This is a genomic window from Alistipes sp. 56_sp_Nov_56_25 (assembly GCF_001915285.1).
Classification (GTDB): domain Bacteria; phylum Bacteroidota; class Bacteroidia; order Bacteroidales; family Rikenellaceae; genus Alistipes; species Alistipes shahii.
This window is the reverse complement of sequence record NZ_MNQF01000009.1, coordinates 18,082-41,604: the sequence shown is the minus strand read 5'-3', so window position 1 is coordinate 41,604 and position 23,523 is coordinate 18,082. Positions and strand designations below refer to the sequence as shown.

At 61.2% G+C, this 23,523-nt stretch carries 15 protein-coding genes and 1 other RNA gene; 12 read left to right on the top strand and 4 right to left on the bottom strand.

Annotated features, from left to right (window positions below; genetic code table 11):
- Positions 1–4: 4 nt before the first annotated feature.
- Both BHV64_RS04530 and BHV64_RS04525 read right to left on the bottom strand, forming a co-directional pair.
- Entirely contained in the window at positions 5–2,545 is a 2,541-nt protein-coding gene (locus tag BHV64_RS04530) for an ATP-dependent helicase (RefSeq protein ID WP_149886836.1), read from the bottom strand.
- A gap of 134 nt (positions 2,546–2,679) precedes the next feature.
- Positions 2,680–3,330: a hypothetical protein gene (locus tag BHV64_RS04525; RefSeq protein WP_157359467.1), complete on the bottom strand. Its 651-nt coding sequence runs from the start codon at positions 3,328–3,330 to the stop codon at positions 2,680–2,682.
- 384 nt (positions 3,331–3,714) lie between these two features.
- On the opposite strand from BHV64_RS04525, the gene BHV64_RS04520 reads away from it, so the two are divergent.
- The 9 genes from BHV64_RS04520 to rnpB all read left to right on the top strand — a co-directional run bounded on the left by BHV64_RS04520 (position 3,715) and on the right by rnpB (position 11,914).
- Complete coding sequence (locus tag BHV64_RS04520; RefSeq protein ID WP_015546961.1) at positions 3,715–4,713, top strand: AAA family ATPase; 999 nt, start codon at positions 3,715–3,717, stop codon at positions 4,711–4,713.
- A 2-nt stretch (positions 4,714–4,715) separates the two neighbouring features.
- Positions 4,716–5,600 carry a DUF58 domain-containing protein gene (locus BHV64_RS04515; protein ID WP_022061559.1) on the top strand — a complete coding sequence of 295 codons (885 nt, stop codon included), beginning with the start codon at positions 4,716–4,718 and terminating at the stop codon, positions 5,598–5,600.
- Positions 5,597–6,565 (top strand): hypothetical protein, encoded by a 969-nt coding sequence (locus tag BHV64_RS04510; RefSeq protein WP_015546959.1) that lies wholly within the window; start codon positions 5,597–5,599, stop codon positions 6,563–6,565. The genes BHV64_RS04515 and BHV64_RS04510 overlap by 4 nt, the downstream gene beginning before the upstream one ends.
- 11 nt (positions 6,566–6,576) lie before the next feature.
- On the top strand, positions 6,577–7,362 hold the full coding sequence (locus BHV64_RS04505) for a tetratricopeptide repeat protein (protein WP_217726965.1): 786 nt from the start codon (positions 6,577–6,579) through the stop codon (positions 7,360–7,362).
- A gap of 36 nt (positions 7,363–7,398) precedes the next feature.
- A complete protein-coding gene (locus tag BHV64_RS04500; RefSeq protein ID WP_044054279.1) occupies positions 7,399–7,755 on the top strand; it encodes a four helix bundle protein in 357 nt (118 codons plus the stop codon).
- Positions 7,756–7,794: 39 nt separating this feature from the next.
- On the top strand, positions 7,795–8,781 hold the full coding sequence (locus BHV64_RS04495; protein ID WP_015546957.1) for a vWA domain-containing protein: 987 nt from the start codon (positions 7,795–7,797) through the stop codon (positions 8,779–8,781).
- A 163-nt stretch (positions 8,782–8,944) separates the two neighbouring features.
- Complete coding sequence (locus BHV64_RS04490) at positions 8,945–9,970, top strand: VWA domain-containing protein (protein ID WP_015546956.1); 1,026 nt, start codon at positions 8,945–8,947, stop codon at positions 9,968–9,970.
- Positions 9,971–10,032: 62 nt separating this feature from the next.
- The gene (locus BHV64_RS04485; RefSeq protein WP_195579269.1) at positions 10,033–11,415 is read left to right on the top strand and encodes an aldehyde dehydrogenase family protein; all 1,383 of its coding nucleotides are present in this window, start codon (positions 10,033–10,035) and stop codon (positions 11,413–11,415) included.
- 122 nt (positions 11,416–11,537) lie between these two features.
- An RNA gene (gene rnpB, locus BHV64_RS04480) (RNase P RNA component class A) lies at positions 11,538–11,914 on the top strand.
- 234 nt (positions 11,915–12,148) lie between these two features.
- Here the strand turns inward: rnpB and BHV64_RS04475 are convergent.
- Positions 12,149–13,411: an anaerobic sulfatase maturase gene (locus BHV64_RS04475; RefSeq protein ID WP_288115591.1), complete on the bottom strand. Its 1,263-nt coding sequence runs from the start codon at positions 13,409–13,411 to the stop codon at positions 12,149–12,151.
- A 175-nt stretch (positions 13,412–13,586) separates the two neighbouring features.
- Between BHV64_RS04475 and BHV64_RS04470 the strand changes: the two genes are divergently transcribed.
- Together BHV64_RS04470 and BHV64_RS04465 are read left to right on the top strand one after the other, a co-directional pair.
- Positions 13,587–16,445, top strand: coding sequence for an outer membrane beta-barrel protein (locus BHV64_RS04470; protein WP_288115590.1), 2,859 nt, complete (start codon positions 13,587–13,589; stop codon positions 16,443–16,445).
- Between the two features lie 73 nt (positions 16,446–16,518).
- Positions 16,519–18,516: a glycoside hydrolase family 97 protein gene (locus BHV64_RS04465; protein WP_149886843.1), complete on the top strand. Its 1,998-nt coding sequence runs from the start codon at positions 16,519–16,521 to the stop codon at positions 18,514–18,516.
- Between the two features lie 80 nt (positions 18,517–18,596).
- On the opposite strand, the gene BHV64_RS04460 is transcribed toward BHV64_RS04465, so the two are convergent.
- A complete protein-coding gene (locus tag BHV64_RS04460; protein WP_288115589.1) occupies positions 18,597–21,416 on the bottom strand; it encodes a M16 family metallopeptidase in 2,820 nt (939 codons plus the stop codon).
- A 142-nt stretch (positions 21,417–21,558) separates the two neighbouring features.
- On the opposite strand from BHV64_RS04460, the gene BHV64_RS04455 reads away from it, so the two are divergent.
- A complete protein-coding gene (locus tag BHV64_RS04455) occupies positions 21,559–23,517 on the top strand; it encodes a 4Fe-4S binding protein (RefSeq protein WP_044054274.1) in 1,959 nt (652 codons plus the stop codon).
- Positions 23,518–23,523 lie beyond the last annotated feature (6 nt).

Here is a 23,523-nt window from a genome sequence, read left to right as displayed (position 1 = left end):
GCGATCAGAGTTTGGTCAGTTTCGCAAATTTGGCCAGCAGGGTCTTTTCGCCCGCATTGTCGAAAGCCACCACGAGTTTGTGGTCCGTGGACAGCGTCTCGATGCGCTGCACGATGCCCACGCCGAATTTCGGGTGCTCGACGCGCTGTCCCACGACGTATTCGCCGCTCACCGCCGCCGCACTTCCGGAGGAAAGGCCGCCGTCCATCGCCTGCCGCACGCCGACACGGCGCATGCCGTCGGTCGAAGGCCGGGGCGTCTGCACCAGCGCCGGATCGGGAGCCGCCGCCGGACGCCGGGACTCCGCAGCCCGCGCGAAACGACGCGCGGGACCCGACTCGCCGTCGGCCGCACGGCCGAAACCTCCGCCGGAACCGCTGCGGCTTCCGTAACCGCCCGAACCGCCGTTTCCGCCGCCTCCGAAACGTCCGCCCCCCTGCTGTTTCTGCTGGAAGCGGTAGTCGAAGCGGCGGCGCAGTTCGTCGATGGCCGCGGGTCCGTCGTCGCCGGGCCGACGCTGCGGACGCGTCTCCGCGAAATCGGCGTCCGACTCGATGTACCGGGGGTCGATCTCGCGCAGGAAACAGCTCGGACGCGTAAACTTCGACTCTCCCCACTGGAAACGCATTTCGGCGTAGGAGATCGTCGCCGAAACCTTGGCGCGGGTCAGGGCCACGTAGAACAGGCGCCGCTCCTCCTCGATGCCGTCGGGCGACTCGACGGCCCGCTGCGAAGGGAAGAGGTTTTCTTCCAGACCCACGATATACACATACTTATATTCAAGCCCCTTGGCCGAATGGACCGTCATCAGCGTCACCTTGTTCTTGCTGTCGGGGTCGTCCTGATCCATGTCGGTCATCAGCATCATGTTCTGCAACCACTCCTCGATGGTGGCCTCCTCCTCTTCGGGACGCTCGCCGCCCCGGATTTCGGCGTCGACCCGCTCCTTGAACTCCTGCATCGAGTTCAGCAGCTCCTCGATGTTGTCCAGCGCCGAAGCGGCCTCGGGGGTGTTCTCCGTGCGGTAGGCCGCGATGATGCCCGACCGCGAGGCGATCTCCAGTCCGAAATCGTACAGCCCCTTGTCGTTGCGCGCCAGCGACAGCGCGCGGATCATCGCCACGAAATCCGCCACCTTGCGGGCGATGGTGCGCTGCACGGGGTCCGTGACGGGTTCGGCGACCAGCGCGTCGACCGCCTCCCACATCGAGACGCCCCGCTCGGCGGCCAATGCCGCGATACGCTGCACGGTCGTGTCGCCGATGCCGCGGGCCGGATAGTTGACGATGCGCTTGAACGCCTCGTCGTCGCGGGGATTGATCACCAGCCGGATATAGGCCATCATGTCGCGGATCTCCTTGTGGTCGTAGAACGACGAACCCTTGTAGATGCGGTAGGGAATGCCCCGGCGGCGGAGGTTGTCCTCCAGCACGGCCGACTGGTTGTTGGTGCGGTAGAGAATCACAGCCTCCGACCACTCGTCGCCCGCCGCGCGGACCTTGTCGCGCAGGTCCGTAACGACCATTTCGGCCTCCTCGCGGTCGGTGTATGCCTTCAGGATGCGGATTTTGTCGCCCACGTCGCCCTCCGAGAAACAATGCTTCTCCATGCGCTTCGAGTTGCGGACGATCACCGAGTTGGCCGCATCGACGATCGTCTGCGTCGAACGGTAGTTCTGCTCCAGCTTGAAGACCATCGCCGAGGGATAATCCTTCTTGAACGAGAGGATGTTCTCGATCTTGGCCCCGCGGAACGAATAGATCGACTGCGCGTCGTCGCCCACGACGCAGACCTTCGAATGGGTCTGCGACAGCCGGCGGATGATCGTATACTGCGCATAGTTGGTGTCCTGATACTCGTCGACCAGAATGTATTGGAACTGCTCCTGATAGCGGGCCAGCACGTCGGGACAATCCCTCAACAGGATGTTGGTCTGCAAAAGCAGATCATCGAAGTCCATCGCGCCGTTGCGCTTGCAACGCTGGCAGTAGATGTTGTAGATGTTGCCGAATTCGGGGATCTGGGCCTGCCGGTCCTCGGCCGCGCAGGTCGAATTGGCCAGATAGGCGCCCGGCGTGACGAGGCAGTTCTTGGCATAGGAGATACGCGAAGAGAGCACGTTGGGCTTGTACTTCTCGTCGGGAAGGTTCAGTTCCCGCACGATGGTCTTCAGCAGGTTCTTGCAGTCGCTGGGTTCGTAGATGGTGAACGAATCGGTGAACCCGATCTTTTCGGCGTTCTCGCGCAGGATGCGCGAAAAGACCGAGTGGAACGTACCCATGCGGATATAGCGGCTGCGGTTGTCGGGCAGCATCTGCGCGATGCGTTCGCGCATCGACTCGGCGGCCTTGTTCGTAAAGGTCAGGGCCAGAATGTTCCAGGGCTTAATGCCCTGCTCGATCATGTATGCGATGCGCGAGGTCAGCACGCGGGTCTTGCCCGACCCCGCGCCCGCGATGATGAGCGACGGCGAGTCGTAATTGACCACGGCATCCCGCTGGGCGGGGTTCAGACCTTGTAATATCGGCGATTCTTTGGATTCCATGACCGCAAAGTTAATACTTTTTTGCACGCCCTTCGGACAAAGTTCCGCCGATTTCGGAAAATTTTACCGCCGCGCCGCAAAATAGCGGACATGAAAACCCACACTGAAATCAGTCCCCGACAGCAACGACACGCTTATTGAAAGTCCACGTCGCAACTCGCCTCGAACACCTTTCCGTCATCGGCTGTCAGGCGCACGAAAAGCGTATGCTTTCCGGGCTGCGCCGGCCGGGTGACAAACCGAAAATAAAAACCCCCTCTGGGCAAAAGCGTCATATCATCCGGCGTAAGCTCCGAAATCAATTTATCGACGGGATAATATTCACCGTTCAGTTGTTCATGGTATTTTTGCGTATAGCCGCTCTGAATATAGGGCCAGGGCGTGTTGCTGGAAAAGCGCGCCAGATCGTTGAGCGACGTCCCCGCAGGATGTTCGGCATCCCAGTCCGCGGAACTCCACACCTCCAGATTGACGAAATCCCGGAAACACCGCGGGTTGAGTCCCTGATCATAAAAATAAACCCGAACCCGACGATTATAAGATACATCGTTGTGTTTTTCGCACAATTGATTATAGAAATCCTTCTTTTTACCGCTCATAGCTATATCCCATTCGCCCTCGCCAACAAAATCGACAGAATACCCCAATCCGAAATCTGTCATAGCAACGGATATTCCCCTCATATTCCCATATGAAAGTACAAATGAACGGGTGTAATAATCCTCATATGATTTGACGCAACCGACAGCCGACAAAACACACAGTAGAAGAACAAGTTTTTTCATAATCGCTACGGTTTATTATAAGTAACGATCCGGAACCACCAGGTGTAATTCTTCGCGTTCGCACCCCGCGTCTGCGAAACGGCAGCGTTATCGTCTGCCAAATAACACCCTTTCACTGCATCGAAAGCTTTGCCGGCAAAGTATCCGTCGTACTTTCCATCCCAACCCCAGTTGCAATGCAAAAGGAGAGATTTATCGACCCTCCTGCTTATGAGATTACTCATAGAAAATCGGGATTAAGGGTTAACAGATAACAAGATAGAAAAAAACCGATGAAACCGGACTGTTTTACCGGTTTTATTTTATTAAATTTGCAATAATTTCGATGAAAAAACGTTGGAAAAACAAAATTGAAAAAACAAACAGAATAACACGACAAATACAATGAGCGAAGTCATCAACATCAAAGAACTCAACGAGCGCATCGAACGCGAATCCGTTTTCGTCGATACGCTCCGCAACGAAATGGGAAAGGTCATCGTGGGCCAGAGCCACCTGGTGGACACCCTGCTGATCGGCCTGCTGTCCAACGGACACATCCTTCTGGAAGGCGTCCCGGGACTGGCCAAGACGCTGGCCATCACCACGCTCGCCAAGGCTGTCGACGCCTGTTTCTCGCGCATACAGTTCACCCCCGACCTGCTGCCCGCCGACCTGATCGGCACGCTGATCTACTCGCAGAAGAACGAGGATTTCGTCGTACGCAAGGGTCCGATCTTCGCCAACTTCGTACTGGCGGACGAGATCAACCGCTCCCCGGCCAAAGTGCAGTCGGCGCTGCTGGAAGCCATGCAGGAGCGTCAGGTGACCATCGGCGACAACACCTATCCCCTGCCGCAGCCGTTCCTCGTGCTGGCCACGCAGAACCCCCTGGAGCAGGAGGGAACCTACCCGCTGCCCGAGGCGCAGGTCGACCGTTTCATGCTCAAGGCCAAGATCTCCTACCCCAAGAAGCAGGAGGAGCGCGACATCGTGCGCATGAACCTCTCGGGCGCCGGCATGCCCGAGGTGGGCAAGGTCATCACTCCCGAGGACATCGTCAAGGCCCGCAAGGTGGTCGAGGACGTCTACATGGACGAAAAGATCGAGAAATACATCATCGACATCATTTTCGCCACGCGCGAGCCGGCGGAGTACAACCTCCAGAAGTTGCAGAACCTGATCGCCTACGGCGGTTCGCCCCGTGCGTCGATCTCGCTGGCCAAGGCCGCCCGGGCTTACGCCTTCATCCGCCGCCGCGGCTATGTCATCCCCGAGGACGTGCGCGCCGTCTGCCACGACGTGCTGCGCCACCGCATCGGCCTGACCTACGAGGCCGAGGCCGAGAACATCACCACCGAGGAGATCATCACCGACATTCTCAACAACGTAATCGTACCCTAACGATGCAGGAAACCGAGAACGATATTCTCAAACGCGTCCGCAAGATCGAGATCAAGACCCGCGGTCTTTCCAACGAGATCTTCGCCGGAAAGTACCATACGGCTTTCCGCGGGCGGGGCATGTCGTTTTCCGAAGTGCGGGAGTACCGTGCGGGCGACGACGTGCGGGACATCGACTGGAACGTCACGGCTCGCTCGCGCAAACCCCACATCAAGGTCTACGAGGAGGAACGCGAACTGACGATGATGCTGCTGGTCGACGTGTCGGCCTCGCGCATGTTCGGTTCGACCGACCGGCTGAAAAAGAACATCATCACCGAAATCGCCGCCGTGCTGGCCTTCTCCGCCGCGCAGAACAACGACAAGGTGGGCTGCATCTTCTTTTCGGACCGGGTCGAAAAGTTCATCCCCCCGAAGAAGGGCCGCAGCCATATTCTGATGATCATCCGCGAACTGATCGGCTTCCGCCCCGAATCCGCGGGCACGAAACTCTCGGAGCCGGTGCGTTTCCTGACGAATGTCAACAAGAAGCGCTGCACGACCTTCATCCTCTCGGACTTCATGGACTCGACCGGCGACAAGTCGGCGCTGGACGACGCGCTGAAGATCGCCGGGAGCAAGCACGACCTGGTGGGCATCCGCGTCTACGATCCCCGCGAGACGGAGCTTCCCGACGTGGGCATCGTCGAGCTGAAGGACGCCGAGAGCGGCCGCAAGGTCTGGGTCGACACCTCGTCGCGGGCCGTGCGCGACCACTATGCCGCCTCGTGGCAGCGGCGCAGCGGCGAAATAGAGGCGACGCTCAAGCACAACCGCATCGACACGGCGATGATCTCGACCGACGGCGACTATGTGGCCGAATTGATAAAACTGTTCAAACAGCGATGAAACGACTCTTTGCAATAGCGCTTCTTTTCGCGGGACTCGCGGCCCGGGCGCAGGAGACGCCCACGGTCACGGCGCGCGTAGAACCCGACAGCATTATGATCGGCGACCGCTTCGATTACGTCATCGACGTGGAGAAGGATCTGGTGCAGGTCGTGGAATTCCCCGTATTCGACCCCCGCGACGGCAAGATCGAGCTGGTCGAGAACTGCCCGGTCGACACGCTCGAACGCGACGGCCGGCGGCTCAAACTGCGCAAGCGCTACCGGCTGGCCGCATTCGACGAGGGCAAATACAACCTCGGCGCGGCGCAGGTGCTCTACGCCGACAAGAACATCCTCGACACGCTCCGGAGCACCGATTCGGTCTATCTGGAGGTTGCGACGTTCCAGATCGACTCCACGTCGCAGTCGATCTACGACCTGAAAGCCCAGAAAAACCTGCCGTTCCGCTTCCGCGAGGTGAGCGGCTACGTCAAGTGGGGCGTTTTCTTCCTCCTGATGCTGCTCGCGGCGGGCTATGCGCTCAAGCGTTACCTCGCCAGCCGCGGCAAGGGTTTCGGCGACCTGTTCAAACCCGCTCCGCCGCTCCCGCCGCACGTGGCGGCCATCCAGGCCCTCGAAGCGCTCCACAACCAGAAACTGTGGCAGAACAACAGGCATAAGCAGTACTATTCGGGCCTTACGGACATCCTGCGCACCTATATCGCCGCCCGCTGGGGCTTCGGCGCCATGGAGATGACCTCCGACGAGATCATCGAGACGATGCGCCCGGAGGAGCTGCCCGACAAGGCGCGGATGGACCTGACGGCGATCCTGCGCGACGCCGACCTGGTGAAGTTCGCCAAGGCGACGCCCGAGGCCGAGCAGAACGAGGCCGACTACCTCAAGGCGTACTACTTCGTCGAGGAGACGAAACCCGTCGAGGAGGAGGCTCCCGCCGAGGAAGAGTCCCCGAAGCAAAACTAAACGCGACAACGATGTACAAGTCACTCTATATCATTCTGTTTCTCTTTGCCGCCTCCGGGGTGCAGGCCCAACAGCTGCCCGAACGCTCGCTGGTGCGCAAAGGCAACCGGCAGTACAACAAGGGCAACTACGAGCAGTCGGCCGGCCATTACGAGCAGGCCCTGCAAGCGGCTCCGGGACAGTTCGAAGCGATCTACAACCTCGGAAACGCCCTCTACAAGGCCGAACGGTTCGACCGTGCCGAGCAGACCATGCAGCAGGCCGCGGCGGACTCGCTGCGCGCGGACACGGAGCGCGCCGAAGCGTTCTACAACCTCGGCAACGCGCAGTTCAAGCAACAGAAGTATCAGGAGGCGCTCGAAAGCTACAAGCAGTCGCTGCGCCTGAACCCCTCGGACATGGAGGCCAAGTACAACTACGCCTACACCAAGCGGCTGCTCGACGAGAACAAGGACGGCGGCGGTGGCGGCGGAGATCAGAACAAGGACCAGAACCAAGACCAGAACAAGGATCAGAACCAGAACGATCAGAGTCAGCAGAACCCCGATCAGAAAGGCGATCAGAAGGACCAAAAGGGCGACCCCAAGGACCAGCAGGGCGATCAGAAACAGAACCCGCAGGAGGGCAAGGGCGACAAGGAGGACCAGGGCGACCAGCAGGGGCAGCCGACGCCTTCGGGCATCTCGCCGCAGGAACAGCAGCAGATGCTCGACGCCATCCAGGCCCAGGAGGACAAGACCCAGGAGAAACTCAAGGAGAAACAGGGCGTGGTCGTCCGCGGAAAGAAAAACTGGTAGTTTTTTAATTAAAAATGAAAAATTAAGAATTAAAAATTGAAGGCCGATAACACCATAAAGGACAAGAGCCTCGATTTTGCAATCCGGATTGTCCGGCTGTATAAGCATATTTCCGAAACGAATAACGAGTACATACTTTCGAAACAGCTGCTTAAAAGCGGAACGAGTATCGGAGCAAACGTCCGGGAAGCAATCGGAGGACAATCGAAAGAGAATTTCATCGCAAAAATGCACATTGCATTAAAGGAAGCGTATGAAACCGAATATTGGTTGGAATTGTTATACAGCACGGACTACCTGGCGGAGAACGAATTTAAAAGTATTTTTACCGATTGCCGGGAATTGACGAATATTCTTGCAAGTATCCTGAAAACAATGAAAGAGACAAAATAATTTTTAATTTTTCATTCTTAATTTTTAATTGTGTAAGCTATGCATTTTGCTTCACCATATTATCTCTGGCTGCTGACGCTGCTCGTGCCGATGATCGGCTATTACGTCTGGCGGACGTTGCAGGGCGGAGCCTCGATCCAGATTTCGAGCGTCGCCGGCGTCGTGCGCGCACCCCGGACCGTGCGCTACTACCTGCGCCACCTGCCTTTCGCGCTGCGTGCGGCGGCCTTCGCGCTGCTCGTCGTGGCGCTGGCGCGCCCGCAGGACGTCGAACAGAACGTCCGCACCAACACCGAGGGCATCGACATCATGCTGGCCATCGACGTCTCCGGTTCGATGCTGGCACGCGACTTCAAGCCCGACCGCATCACGGCCGCCAAGGAGGTGGCCGGATCGTTCATCGCCGACCGCTACGGCGACCGCATCGGACTGGTGGCCTTCGCCGGCGAAGCCTTCACGCAAAGCCCGCTGACCACCGACCAGAGCACGCTGCAAACCCTTCTGGCCCGCATCCGCAGCGGACTGATCGAGGACGGCACGGCCATCGGCAACGGATTGGCCACGGCGATCAACCGCCTGCGCGAGAGCGATGCCAAGTCGAAAGTCATCATCCTGCTGACCGACGGCGTGAACAACCAGGGCCAGATCGCGCCGATGACCGCCGCCGAGATTGCCAAGGCGCAGGGCATCCGCGTCTACACGATCGGCGTGGGCACGGAGGGCATGGCCCCCTATCCGGCCATCGACATGTTCGGCAACCTGACGTTCGTCAACCAGAAGGTCGAGATCGACGAAAAGGTACTGAAGGCGATCTCCGACATGACCGGCGGCCGCTACTTCCGGGCCACGGACAAGGAGAAGCTGAAGGCCGTCTACGACGAGATCAACCAGCTCGAAAAGAGCAAAATCGAGGTGATGGAGCACATCTCCTACCACGAACTGTTCCTCACATGGGCGCTGGCCGCGCTGGGACTGCTGTTCACCGAGTTCCTGCTTTCGAACCTCGTACTGAAGCGAATACCCTGACGGAACGGCGATTCCGGTCCCCGGGCAAAGTCCTCCCTTTGCCAAGGGGAGGATTCAGGAGGAAATGTCGATATTCAACGGGCACTGCAAGTGCCCTAATGCAGACCCGGCGGGTTGAATATGGGCAAAAAACAGGATACAATCCGCAGGGTCCGCATTAATTATGTTCCGTTTCGCAAATCCGCAATATCTCTGGCTGCTGCTGGCCGTCCCGGCGCTCGTCGCGCTCTACTGGCTGGCGGCCCGCAACCGCCGCAGACGGCTCGCACGCTTCGGCCGCCCCGGCATTCTGGAGGAGCTGATGCCCGAAGTATCGACCGGGCGCACGGCTCTCCGGTTCATCCTTTTCTGCGCCGCCGTCGCGCTGGTCATACTGGCTGCGGCGCGCCCGCAGTTCGGTTCGAAGCTCCGCGAGGAGAAAGCCCAGGGCATCGAAATGATGCTCACGGTCGACGTTTCGAACTCGATGCTGGCCGAAGATTTCGAACCCAACCGTCTCGAACGGACCAAATACGCCATCGGCAAACTCTTCGAGGGGTTGCAGCAGGACCGCGTGGGACTGGTCGTCTTCGCGGGCGAACCCAAGGTCCAGCTGCCGATCACCTCGGACTACCGCATGGCCCGGGCCTTCGCACGGCGGATCGACCCGTCGCTGGTATCGGTGCAGGGCACGGCCATCGGCAAGGCGCTGGAACAGGCCCTGCTGGCCTTCTCGGGCGACACGGAGCAGAGCCACGGCCGCGTCATCATCCTCATCACCGACGGCGAGAACCACGACGACGACGCCATCGCCGTCGCCGAGCGCGCCGCACAGATGGGCGTGAAGATCTTCACCATCGGCATCGGCACGCCCGAAGGCGCCCCGATTCAGATCGGCGGCGAATTCATCAAGGACGAGGCGGGCGAAATGGTCGTCTCAAAGCTCAACGAGGAGATGCTGGCCCGAATCGCCGACATCACGGGCGGCGCCTACGTCCGCTCGTCGAAGCAGTCGATCGGTCTCGACGAGATCGTCAAGGCGATCAACGAGATGGAGCAGACCGAACTTTCGACGGTCCGCTTCGAGGAGTTCAACGAGCAGTACCAATACCTGCTCATCGCGGCGCTGGTCCTGCTGCTGTTGGAATTCGTCGTACTCGACCGCCGCAACCCGCTGCTGGCTCACCTGAACATCTTCCGCGAGAAATAGCCGCGCCGCGGAGTGTGGCAGCGGCTTTGCAAGGTTCCGTCACAACCCCAGAATAACGGCCCATGTCCCTCGAAAACACCCCTGCCGCACGCATTTCGGCCCTCGCGGCGGCCCAGAAAACCTACTTCCGCTCGGGAGCGACGCTCTCCGAGGCGTTCCGCCGCACGATGCTCCGGCGTCTGGACGCGGCGCTCGCGAACTGGGAGAAACGCCTCTGCGACGCCCTGTGGACGGACCTGCACAAATCCCCCAAGGAGGCTTACCTCACCGAAATCAGCATCGTCCGGGGCGAAATCCGCAGCCACCTGCGCCACCTCGGCAAATGGATGCGTCCCGAACGCCGTCCGTCGCCGCTGAAACTCCTGCCGTCGAAAAGCCGCATTCTCTCCCAGCCGCTCGGGCAGGCGCTTATCGTCGCACCGTGGAACTACCCCGTGCAGCTGCTGCTCAACCCGCTGGTCGGAGCCATCTCGGCGGGCTGCACCGCCCTGCTGAAACCCTCTCCCTACACCCCGAACGTCGCCGAGGTCCTCGAGCGGATGATCGCCGAGATCTTCGACGAGGAGTACGTCGCCGTCGCGCAGGGCGGCCGCGAGGTCAACACCCTGCTGTTCGGCATGCGCTGGGACGTGATCTTCTTCACGGGAAGCCCCGCGCTGGGACGGATCGTGATGACCGCCGCGGCCCGCAACCTCACGCCCGTCGTGCTGGAACTGGGCGGCAAAAGCCCCTCGATCGTGGACCGAGGCGCCGACATCGAGGTCGCGGCGCGCCGCATCGCCTGGGGCAAGACCCTCAACGCCGGGCAGACCTGCATCGCACCCGACTACCTGCTGATCCACCGATCGCTGCAAGACGAGTTCTCCCGAGCCTTCGCCCGCGCCCTGCATCGGCTTCACGGCGACGACGCGCAGCAAAGCCCCCACTACGGTCGGCTGGTCAACGACCGGGCTTTCGGGCGCGTAACGAGTTATCTCGCGCAGGGGAAAATCCTTGTCGGGGGCCGCACCGACCCCTCCGACCGCTATATCGAGCCGACGCTGCTCGCGGAGGTCGACCCCGGCGCGCCCGTGATGCAGGAGGAGATCTTCGGTCCGGTCCTGCCGATGCTCCCCTTCGACGACATCGGCGAAGCCGTGGCGCTGATCAACGACCGCGAAAAACCGCTGGCGCTTTACTACTTCGGACCCGAAAAGACGGGCCGCGAAGTCCTGCTGCATACCTCCTCGGGCGGCGCGTGCATCAACGACACGATCATGCAGATCGCCAACGACCGCCTGCCGTTCGGCGGCGTGGGCAACTCGGGCATGGGCCGCTACCACGGCCACGACAGCTTCGACGCCTTCTCCCTCCGCCGCGGCGTGGTCGAGTCTCCGGCGCGGCCCGACCTGCCGCTGCGCTACCCGCCCTACAAGGGGTTCCGGTGGGTGAAGAAGATACTATAAGAAATTAAGAATTAAAAATTAAGAATTAAAAATTAGAGAGAGATCAGCGGTTACTGCATTTTTAATTCTTAATTTTTAATTCTTAATTTTTAATTCTTAATTTTTAATTCCCTACCTTTGTCCCGCAGGTCCGCTCTGTCGCTGCCGGCCGCAAGCCGGGAGAGGAAAGTCCGGGCAACGCAGAGCGCCACGCAGGCTAATGACCTGACAGCCGTGAGGTTGTGGCAGCGTAACAGAAAACGACCGCCCGCAGGGGATTTTCGGAATTCCGGCGGGTAAGGGTGAAAAGGCGGGGTAAGAGCCCACCGCGGGGGCAGCAATGTCGCCCGGCAGTACGTCCCGTGGGTTGCAAGACCGTGTATACCGGCAATCAAGGGTTGCTCGCCCGATGCCGGGGGGTAGGTTGCTTGAGGCGGCAGGAGACTGCCGTCCTAGATAAATGACAGGGGCCCGGGGTTCGCCCCGGGAACAGAACCCGGCTTACAGGACCTGCACGTACGGAGGTGTCGCAGCAATGCGGCGCCTCCTCTGTTTTCAGGCCCATTTCGCCGCAGAAGTCCCGGCCGGCCCCGCGGCCCGCACGGCGCACGAAACGCTCCCGGCGGCCCAAACCTACGCCGAAAGGGTCGCCGACGCGCGTTCGGGCGCGGGATGGCTCACCCCCCCCGCATCGGCCGTGCCGCTCGTGCGGGCGCTCCTGAAACGCAAAAAACGGAAAAAACCGGGTAAGACGCTACTCCAGCCCCATGCGCTTGCGGGCGAAGGGCATGACCCACGCCGGGGACTGCTCGCGCGCCAGCATGTCGCGCATGTACTCCATGTAGGGTTCCGAATGGCGGAACCAATGCTGCAATCCCTCGCAGAGCGAGTTCTTGCGGCAGCCGTCGGAACCGGTCTCGAAGCGGTGCTTCGGACATTCGCCCCGGCAGGCGAAATAGTATTTGCACCGCAGGCATTCGGCGGGCAGCGCATTGCGCTTGGCAAGGCCGAAATCCACCCGTTTGCGCGAACGGTAGATCTCCGACAACGGCGTTTCGCGGATGTTGCCCAACTTGTATTCGGGATAGACGAAGTGGTCGCACGAATAGACGTCGCCGTTGTGCTCGACGACCAGCGCGTCGCCGCACGTCTCGCCCATCGAGCAGACGCCCGGGGGCACGCCGCACCACTGGGCCAGCGTCGCGTCGAACATCTGCACGAACGTACGTCCCACGTCGCTCACCACCCACACGTCGAACACGTCGCACAGGAACTCCCCGTAACCCTTGGCCGTCACCGACCATTCGGCCAGCCGCGCCCCCTCGCGGTCGGGCGAGACGATCAGCGGGCGGTGAAACCCGGGCTTGTCGACGACATGCTCCACGGCAGGCAGGAACTGCATGTACCGGCTGTGCACCGTGTCGCGGAAGAAGCGGTAAATCTCCCCGCCGCGCCCCTCGCACAGACGGTTCACCACGCTCAGCGTATTGTACTCCACGCCGCTGCGCTGGAACATTTCGATCGTCCGCATCACCCGCTCGAAAGTGGGCCGGCCGCCCTTCGTCAGGCGGAACGCGTCGTGAATGTCCTGCGGCCCGTCGAGCGAAATCCCCACCAGAAAATTGTTCCCGGCAAAGAGGTCGCACCACGCCTCGTCAACCAGCGTGCCGTTGGTCTGGAGGATGTTCTCGATCTTCTTGCCATCGGCGTATTTTTGCTGGAAGTCCATCGCCTTCCGGTAGAAATCCACCCCCAGCAGCAGCGGTTCGCCGCCGTGCCAGCAGAACTGCACCGTCGGAACCTCGTTGGCCTCGATGTACTGCCGGACGTAAAGTTCCAGCAGCTCGTCGCTCATCACGGCCTGCCGGCCGCCGTACTGCACGGCCTTGTCCAGGTAGTAGCAATAGTGGCAGTCGAGGTTGCACGCCGAACCGGCCGGCTTGAGCATCGTCGAAAAGGCGACCGGACCAGCCTGTTTCTCCGCGTCGCGGAAGGTGAAAATATCCTTGTTCTTCATGTTAAGGTTCCCAGATTTACGAGTGAAACGGATCGGGGTCCGCAATTATTTCGACAAATATACGAAAACGGCCGGGTAATCGGGACCATTTTATGGTCAAAACTTGTCGAACGGCGTCCCAATATGTCACAAACATCCCCAAAAAAGAGGGACCGAAAGATCAAAATTGCTATCTTTGGCAACTGAATCCTTCCCTAATCCGATGAACCCGGGAAAAACACTGCTGCTCCTGCAATTTCTGCTCTGCGCCGCGACCGCCGCGGCACAGTCCGCAGAGGTGCGTTTCCGCGTCGCCGACCGGGCGACGCGCGAGGCCGTCGTGGGCGCCGTGGCCGAGCTGCGCAGCCGCACCGACACCGCGGCGGCGCCCCTCTACACCACTTCGGACATCGACGGACGCGGAACGTTCCCCCGCGTGCCGCACGGGGACTACCGCCTCACCGTCACCTCGCTCGGTTACGACTCGCTGCGCCGCGACCTGCGGGTCGGCGCGGCAACCGTCCGGCTCGATTCGCTGTGGCTCGCGCCCCGCGCCGAAGCCATCGACCAGGTGACCGTCGAAGCCCCGGCGCTCCGTTCGTCGGTGCGCGGCGACACGCTCTCCTACCGCGCCTCGGCCTACAAGGTCTCGTTCGGCGCCGACGCCGAATCGCTGATCTCGAAGATGCCCGGACTGGAGGTCGCCGACGGCGGCATCGAAGCCCAGGGGCGCACCGTGCAGCGCATCTACGTCGACGGACGCGAGTTCTTCGGCAACGACGTGATGTCGGCCATCCGCAACATTCCGGCCGACATGATCGAGAGCATCGACATCTACAACTCGCAGAGCGACCAGTCGGAGTTCACGGGCGTCGACACCGGCGAAGGGCACACGTCGCTCAACATCGTGACGCTTCCCGACAAGCGGCGGGGCGCCTTCGGCCGCCTCTACGGCGCCTACGGCATTGCGGACAAATACATCGGGGGCGGCAATGTCAACATTTTCGACAACGACCGCCGCATCTCGGTGGTCGGCCTGGCGAACAACATCAGCCGCCAGAACTTCTCGTTCGAGGACATTCTCGGCACGACGGACCGGTCGGGCCGGAAAAGCCCGAACAACAGCTTCATGGTCCGCCCGCTGGACGGCATCTCGACGGTGCAGGCCATCGGCGTCAATTACAGCGACGACTGGGGCGCGAAGGGAAAGGTCACGGCCAGCTACTTCTTCAACCGCACCGACAACCGCAACACCAGCCAAAGCGACCGGCAGACCTTCACTTCGACGGACAAACTGGTGCTCTACAACGACGAGAACCGCTCGAAGACGCTCAACCTCAACCACCGCTTCAACTCGCGCATCGACTACAAGTTCTCGGACCGCCATTCGGTGATGATGCGCACCTCGTTCAGCCTGCAGGACAACAACTCCCGCAACGAACTGCGGAGCCGCACCGACAACAAGTTCTCCGACGACGACATCCGCTTCGTCTACCGCCGCCGCAACTTCGGCCACAACAACAGCGACGGTTACAACGTCTCGAACCACCTGCTCTACCGCTACCGCCTGCCGGGCGCCAAGTCGCACAACCTGACCGTCGGAGCCGGAGGAACCTACCGCAGCTACGAACAGCTGAGCCGCCCGCGGCAGTACACCTTCCGCGACCCGGACAACATAGAGTGCGACACGTCGGACTACTCTTCGCGCAACATCACGCGCACCGACCGCGACCAGCCGGGCTACGACGTGAACGGCAACGTGAGCTACACCCGTTCGCTCTCGAAACGCTCGCGCCTGAGCTTCGAATACCGCATCAACTACACCGACAACAGCGTCGAACGCAATACGTTCGTGCTCACCAAAGAGAACGTCTTTCCGGACGAGCGCAACCCCAGGCAGTCCACCGAATACGACTACGCCTACCTGACCCACCGCATCGGCAGTACGTACCAGTATTATTTCAAAAAGACGAAGATCGCCGGAACGCTCCACTACCAGCACGCCGCCTTCAGCAGCGACTACGCCTTTCCCTATGCGCGGAAGACCGAGACGTCGTTCGACAACCTGACATACAGCGTGGTGGCCAACATCAACGTAAACCGCAACAACACCTTGAAGTTCAACGCTTCGGGACGCACGTCGAATCCCCGCGCCACCGACTTGCAGGACATCGTCAACACCACCAACCGCCAAAACGTCTTCGCCGGAAACCCCGGTCTCGACCCGGTCTACACCCACCGCCTTTCGGGCCAGTACATCCGGGCGAATCCCGCCAAAGGGCGCACCTTCACCGTCTCGGCGGAAGCGACGGCCAGCCCCAACACCATCACCGACTCGCTGGTGATCGACTCGCCGGATTTCGTGATCGACGACGAAGGGACCAAACTGGGCGAAGGCAACCAGTACACCAAGCCGGTCAACCTCGCGGGACTTTGGAGCCTGCGCGCCAGCGTCAACTACGGCATGCCGGTCCGGTGGCTGCGCTCGAACCTCAATTTCCGGGCGGGCATCTCGACGGGCCGCATCCCGAGCATCATCAACGGCGAACGCAACTTTCTGAACAACAACGTCTACAATGCCGGCCTGACGCTCGGCAGCAACATCTCGGAAGCGGTGGACTTCCGCCTGAGCTACACGGGCCGCTACAACGTGAGCCGGAGTTCCTCCGAGGTGCGCACGCTCGACAACACCTATTTCAGTCAGACGGCGAAAGCCGAGACGACGTTCGTCCTCTGGAAACGCCTCGTCCTGCGCGCCAACGCCGACTACAACTACTACCGGGGGATCACGGACACGTTCCTCGAAGAACGGCTGATCTGCAACGCGATGCTCGGTGTCAAGCTCTTCCGCAACTGCCTGGGCGAAGCCAGCGTCGGAGTGAACGACATTCTCGACCAGAACGGCACGACCTTCCGCCGCACGGTGTCGGGAACGACGCTGCGCAACGTGACGAACCTGGCCGTCGGCCGCTACGTGTCGTTCCAGTTCACCTACAACCTGCGTCTTTTCCGCCGCCAGAGCAACGCCGTGATGGACGCATTGCAGGGAAAGTAACCGATTTTCCGCCCGAAACGCCGGTTTTCGCGTTTTTTTCACTATTTTCGTAGCTCAAACCCAATAATCCATTATGAAAAAACTACTTCTGACACTTCTGCTATTCAGTGCCGGGACCGGAATTTCCGCAGCCAAAACCTACGATCTGAAATCCCCCGACGGGAAAATCGCCGTACGCGTGGATGTCAGCGCCGACGCCGTCACCTACTCCATTTCGCGCGACGGCAAAGAGCTGATCGCCCCCTCGCCCCTTTCGCTCACGCTCGCCGACGGGCGCGTGCTCGGCCGCAAAGCCTCGGTGCGCAAGGCGTCGGCAAAAAGCGTCGACGAAATCATCGAAGCGCCCTTTTACAAGCGCAGCGCCGTCGAGGACCGATACAACTCGCTGACGCTTACGTTCAAAGGGGATTACGGCATCGACTTCCGGGCCTATGACGACGGCGCGGCCTACCGGTTCCGCACCTCGATGAAGGACGAAATCACCGTTACGGACGAGCTGGTGGACATCCGTTTCCCGGAGGACTTCACGACGCTGGTCCCCTACGCCCGCGACGGCAAGAAGGAACCGGGGCTGGCCCGCTACTACTTCAACAGCTTCGAAAACACCTACTCCACCCAGCCCGTCTCGAAGGTCGCCGACGACCGCCTGGCCTTCCTGCCCATCCTGGCAGACGCCGGAACGGCGAAAATCGTCATCACCGAGGCCGACCTGGAGGACTACCCGGGCATGTACCTCTACAACCCCACGGGCGGCAAGGCCCTGCGCGGCAACTTCGCGCCCTATCCGGCCAAGGAGGTGCAGGGAGGCCACAACGAACTGCAACTGCTGGTGACCGAGCGCGAGGACTTCATCGCCCGCACCTCGGGGACCCGCACCTTCCCGTGGCGCGTCTTCGCCATCGCCGGACGCGACATCCAGCTGGCCGACAACGACATGGTCTACCGTCTCGCCGCACCCTCGCGCGTGGAGGACGTCTCGTGGATCAAACCCGGCAAGGTGGCCTGGGACTGGTGGAACACCTGGAACCTCTACGGCGTGGACTTCAAGTCGGGAATCAACAACGAAACCTATAAATACTACATCGACTTCGCCGCCGACCACGGCATCGAATACGTCATCCTCGACGAAGGCTGGGCCGTGAACAAAAAGGCCGACCTTTTCCAGGTCGTTCCCGCGATCGACCTGCCCGAACTGGTCGCCTACGGCAAGGAACGCGGCGTGGGCATCGTCCTCTGGGCCGGTTTCTATGCCACGGAACGCGACCTCGAACGCGTCTGCAAACACTACTCGGAGATGGGGATCAAGGGCTTCAAGGTCGATTTCCTCGACCGCGACGACCAGAAGATCGCCGATTTCACCTACCGCCTCGCGGAAACGGCCGCCAAATACCGCCTGTTCCTCGACATGCACGGCTACCACAAGCCCGCGGGAATCCAGCGCACCTATCCCAACGTGCTCAACTTCGAGGGCGTCTTCGGGCTGGAGCAGATGAAGTGGACCAGCGAGAAGACCGACATGGTGACCTACGACGTGACGATCCCCTTCATCCGCATGCTCGCCGGACCGATGGACTACACGCAGGGCGCCATGCGCAACGCCACGCGCCGGAACTTCCGCGCCGTAGGCTCCGAGGCCATGAGCCAGGGCACGCGCTGCCGCCAGCTGGCCGAATACGTGATCTTCGAATCGCCGTTCAACATGCTGTGCGACTCGCCGTCGAACTACATGCGCGAGCCGGAATGCACGGAGTTCATCGCCTCCGTCCCGACGACTTGGGATGAGACCGTGGGTCTCGACGGCCGCGTCGGGGAGTACGTCTCCATCGCACGCCGCAAGGGCGACACCTGGTACGTCGGCGGCATGACCGACTGGAACGCCCGTACCCTGACCATAGACCTCGGCTTCCTGGGCGAGGGCGCCTACACCGCCGAACTGTTCCGCGACGGCGTCAACGCCGACAAGGCGGCCCGCGACTACAAACGCGAGTCGGTCGAAATTCCCGCCGACCGGAAGCTGACGGTGAAGATGGCTCCCGGAGGAGGCTTCGCCCTGAAGGTCTCGCGCAAATAGCGCGCGGCGACACGCACGAAAAACCCGGGCGGCCCATCAAGGCCGCCCGGGTTTCGTTTCGGAAAGCGGGTTGCCCCGCGTCACTCCTGCGTGAAGACCGCCGTATAGCGGTTGCCCTGGGCGAGGATTTCACGCGCCAGGCGGCGCACCTCGGCGGGCGTCACGGCCGTGAACAACGCCTCGTTGTCCTTGTCCAGATCCACGCCGTCGAAATACTCCGCACGCATCTTGTTGAGCCAGTAGGAGGTGGATTTCAGGTTCTTCGACCGGCTTTCGGCGTTGACTTTCCGGAAATAGAGCATCGCCTCGTTCACCTCCTGCTCCGAGGGAGCCTCGGCGGCCAGACGTTCGATGCCCTTCTGCACCTCGCCCAACAGCATTTCACACAGTTTGGGGTCGGTGTCGAAGCTCACCACCAGCTGACAGTAGCCGCGGGGACGGGCGCTGACCTCGTCATGCACGCCGACATAATAGGTTCCGCCCTTCTCCTCGCGCACCGTCGTCAAATAGCGTGCGCCAAGGATGTAGGTGACGTAACGCAGCGCGGCGTAGTTCTCCGGAGTATAGTCGAACCGGCCGTGGTAGATGCGTTCGATCGACGATTTGGGCGTCACGGCGCCCGGGACGACCGCGTCGTATTCCGCCGCTCCGGGAACGATCCTGAAATCCGTCTTCGCGAATTTCCGCTTCGGGGCCGCGGGCAGCGAGCCGATGTATTTCTCGACGAGCGGCCGCGCCTCGGCGGCCGGCATCTCGCCCGCAAAGAAAAAGACAAAGTCGGCGACGTTGCCGAAGAGCTTGTCATAGAGCCTGCGGGCCGCCTCGCGGTCGAAACGGTCGGGCGCCGCGGGCGCCCCCCGCCGCAGCCACGGATGGCCGCCGTATTTTACGCTGTCGGCGCGCTCGGCGAAAAGCGCCTTGGGCGACTTCTCCTTTCCGAGCGACGCGCGGGCCAGGTCGAGATAGTCGCCGTAGGCCTGCTCCGAGAAGTTGGGACGGGTGATATAGAGATGCAGCAGTTGCAGCAGCAGTTCGAAGTCGGCCACGCCGGACGCTCCCGAGAAGACGCTTTCAGTCCGCCCCAGCGTCACCATCAGACTGGCGTCGTGGGCGAAAAGCAGGTCGCGCATCCCGGCGCGGTCGAGGTCCTTCACGCCCATCGTGCGAATGTAGTTCTGAAGCAGGTGCATGCCCTCCACATCGCTGTCGCGGGCGAAGCCGCCCTCGCTGACCGCCGTCACCCCGACCTTGCGGACGCCGATCACCTCGGGAACGGTGCGCCAGAAGACCTTCACGCCGTTCGAGAGCGTCCACTCCTCGGCCCCGAGAGGCGCCTTGCGGGTCCTGACGACCTTTCCGGGCGTCACCTTCTCCGTAAAGAGCGGTCCGGCGGACTTCCCGCGGCGCTCGGGACGGGCGATCTTCGCACGCTTCACCGAGTCGATCAGGTCGAAGGCATCCGTCTCCGAAGGAACCTTGTCCAGATGCTCCTCGGACGACGACACGAGCACGAGCATCCCCTCCGGCGAGGTCATGCCGGCACGCAGGCCGTTCACCTCCTCGCAGGTCAGGGCGTCGAGCTGCTCGCCGACGATCCGCGTCCGGTCGTCGGGCGTCACGTAGGGCACATTGCGCGTGAAATGCTCCACATACCGCCCGGCCAGGTCGGTGTTCGTGGCGAGCCGGTACTTTTCGAGCGCGGCTTTCTCGCTCCGCGCCACCTTGGCACGTGCGGCCTCGAACTCCTCGCGGCTGAAACCGTAGCGTCGGATCTGCTCCACGTCGGTCAGCACCCCGGCCAACGCCTCGCGCATATCGTGCTCCTTGGGCAGGGCCGTCAGCATGAAGGTGTTCCGGCATGTGGCGAGGCTCCCGAGAACGGCCACCACGCGTTTGTAACGGGCGTCGGGGCGTTTCTCCGCCTCGGCCAGCCGGGCGCGCGCCATTTCGAGAAAGACCTTGCGCGCCAGTTCGTCGCGCACGGCGCCCACCGTCGCACGCTCCTCCTCCGACGGATAGGGCTGGTAGAAGATCAGCTTCACGGCCACGGCCTTGGTTTCGGGATCGGTCACCAGTCCGTAGCGGGGCTTGTCGCGCTGCGGAATGTCGTAGACCTCCTTCCGGGCGGGATTTTCGGCCTTCGGGATCGACGACATCACGTCGCGGATCTTCCGCTCCATCGCGTCCACATCCACGTCGCCGACGACGATCACCGCCTGCAGATCGGGACGATACCATTTATGATAGAAGTCAATGAGCGTCTGCCGCCCGAAGCTGTTGACGATCTCCATGTCGCCGATCACGTCGCGCCGGGCGTATTTCGACCCGTCGTACTCGACCTCGGCCGACTTGCGGGCCATGCGCGAGCGGGCGTCGTTGCCGCGCCGCCACTCCTCGCGGATCACACCCCGCTCCGACTCGATCTCCCCGGGTTCGCAGGCGATGTAATAGGACCAGTCGTGCAGGATCAGCAGCAGCGAGTCCACCAGTCCCTCGCGCACCAGCGGCACGTTGGAAACATTGTAGACCGTACGGTCGCGCGAGGTGTAGGCATTGACGTTGTATCCGAAGCGCACTCCATTGGCCGCAAGGTAGTTGAGAATGCCCTTTCCGGGAAAGTGCTTCGTTCCGTTGAAGGCCATGTGTTCGAGGAAATGGGCCAGGCCGTTCTGGTCGTCCTCCTCCTGCAGGGCGCCTACGTCGTGGGCGATGAAGAAATCCGCCCGCTGCCGGGGATTGTCGTAATGCCGGATGTAGTAGGTCATCCCGTTGTCGAGCCGGCCGACCCGGACCTCGCCGTCGAGCGGCATCTTCTCTTGCGGGCCTGCGGGGACTTGCCCCGCCGCCGGAACGGCCAGCAGACAGAGCAGGGCCGCACGGATCAGAACAGATTTTTTCATCGTGGATTCGCTTAATTATGCAGTGCAGTTTCGCAAATATACAAAAAAGTCGCACAGGAGACGCTAAAAAACGGACGTCGCGGATCAATCAAACTTCAAAATAACTATCTTTGCGTTATACACATCATTTACAACCCGAACAATGAAAAGAAAAAGCAATTGGTTAAAGAATTTGCTGCAATGGGGCACGCTTGCGGCAATCGTGGGATTCGTGGTCTACGGGCTTACGCTCGGGGAGAAACCCGCGGACGTGGAGGCCTACTGCCCGTTCGGCGGACTGCAGGCACTGGGAAGCTACCTGGTCAACAACTCGCTGGCATGCACGATGTCCATGACGCAGATCATGGTAGGCGTCATGCTCGCCGTGGGAGTGATCCTTTTCAGCAAACTCTTCTGCGGCTACCTATGCCCGCTGGGAACCGTCAGCGAATGGATGGGCCGGGGCGGCAAAAAACTGAAGGTCAGCGTCGAAATCCGCCCGGGAAGCATCGCCGACCGCCTGCTCCGCGCCGTCAAATACGCGCTGCTGTTCTACGTGTTCTACATGTCGGCGTCAAGCAGCGAACTTTTCTGCAAGAATTTCGACCCCTATTACGCCGTCGCCACGGGCTTCAAGGGTGAGATCACCGTCTGGATGACCGTCATTTCGGTTGCACTGCTCTTCCTCGGCAGCTTTTTCGTCAAAATGTTCTGGTGCAAATACATCTGCCCGCTGGGTGCGCTGAGCAACATCTTCAAATTCACCCTCACCTTCGCGGGCATCGTCATCCTGCTGTGGGCGCTCGGGCTGCTGGGCGTGGCTTCGGCCTGGGTATGGGCGCTGGGCGCCGCCTGCGTCATCGGCTACCTCTGGGAGATGATCTATCTCAAGAGCAAGGTCTTCCCGCTGCTGCGCATCGTCCGCGACGAAGCCACGTGCACCAAGTGCGACGTCTGCCGACGCAAATGCCCCTATTCGATCGACATCAAGAACCTCGACAAGGTGAAGCACATCGACTGCACGCTCTGCGGAACGTGCGTCTCGGCCTGCCCCGAAGATTCGTTGCAGGTCGGCGGCAAACGCTCGCTGCGCTGGCTGCCCGGCATCCTGGCCGTCGCGCTCTTCGGCGCGGCGCTGTGGTTCGGCAGCCACTGGGAACTTCCGACCATCGACGAGAAGTGGGGCGAATACGAGCAGGTCGAAGGCATGCAGACCTACGAAATCGAAGGACTCACCTCGGTAAAGTGCTTCGGCAGCTCGAAGGCCTTCTCCGCGAAGATGCAGAAAGTGCCGGGCGTCTACGGCGTGAAAACGTTCGTGAAACGCCACGCCGTGGTGATCAGCTACGATCCCAAGGCGATCGACGAGACGAGCATCGACAAGGCGATCTTCTCGCCGACGACCATGAAGTTCGCAACGCCGAAAGCCGGCGTCGACTCGCTGTCGGTGGTCCGCATCGGCGTCGAGGGACTCCACGATAAGATGGACATGGTCTACTTCGGGGCCATCCTGCGCAACATCGACGGCATCTGCGGCTTCGACGCACAGTACGACTGCCCGGTAGCCGTTACGCTCTACGTCGACCCGTCGGCCGCGATCCCCGAAAAGATGCTCCGCGACTCGATCGAGGTCAAGGAGGCCCACATGCTGGCCCACGGCGGCAAGGTCCGCGCGATTCCGGTCCACTACGAGCTCAAAAGCTACGACCCCGCCGCCGGCAGGATCGGCCGCCGCGAGTTCCTCGACCTGATGTTCGAGCAGACCCGCGACCTCTCGGCGCCGTTCAAGCATAACACCGAGACTTACGGCGATGACGCGAAGTACCCCAAAGGCGTCTACGAAGTCGAGTGCCGCGGCATCGAGAAGCCGCTCATCAAGCGCAGCTTCCCCTACTTCCGCGGGTTCCTCTCGCTCAAGGAGGGCATCACGCGGCTCGACGTGGCATTGAACGACGAGGAGGTTCCCGTACTGCGGATCGTCTACGTCAAGTCGATGTGGGACGACGCGAAGATCTGGAACGAACTGCTCAACGCCAAGGTGTGGCCCGTGAAATACAAGGACGGCACGCTCAAGGACGAGGAGCCGAAGTTCACCTTCAAAACCGAGGGACACACCCTCTGACACCAC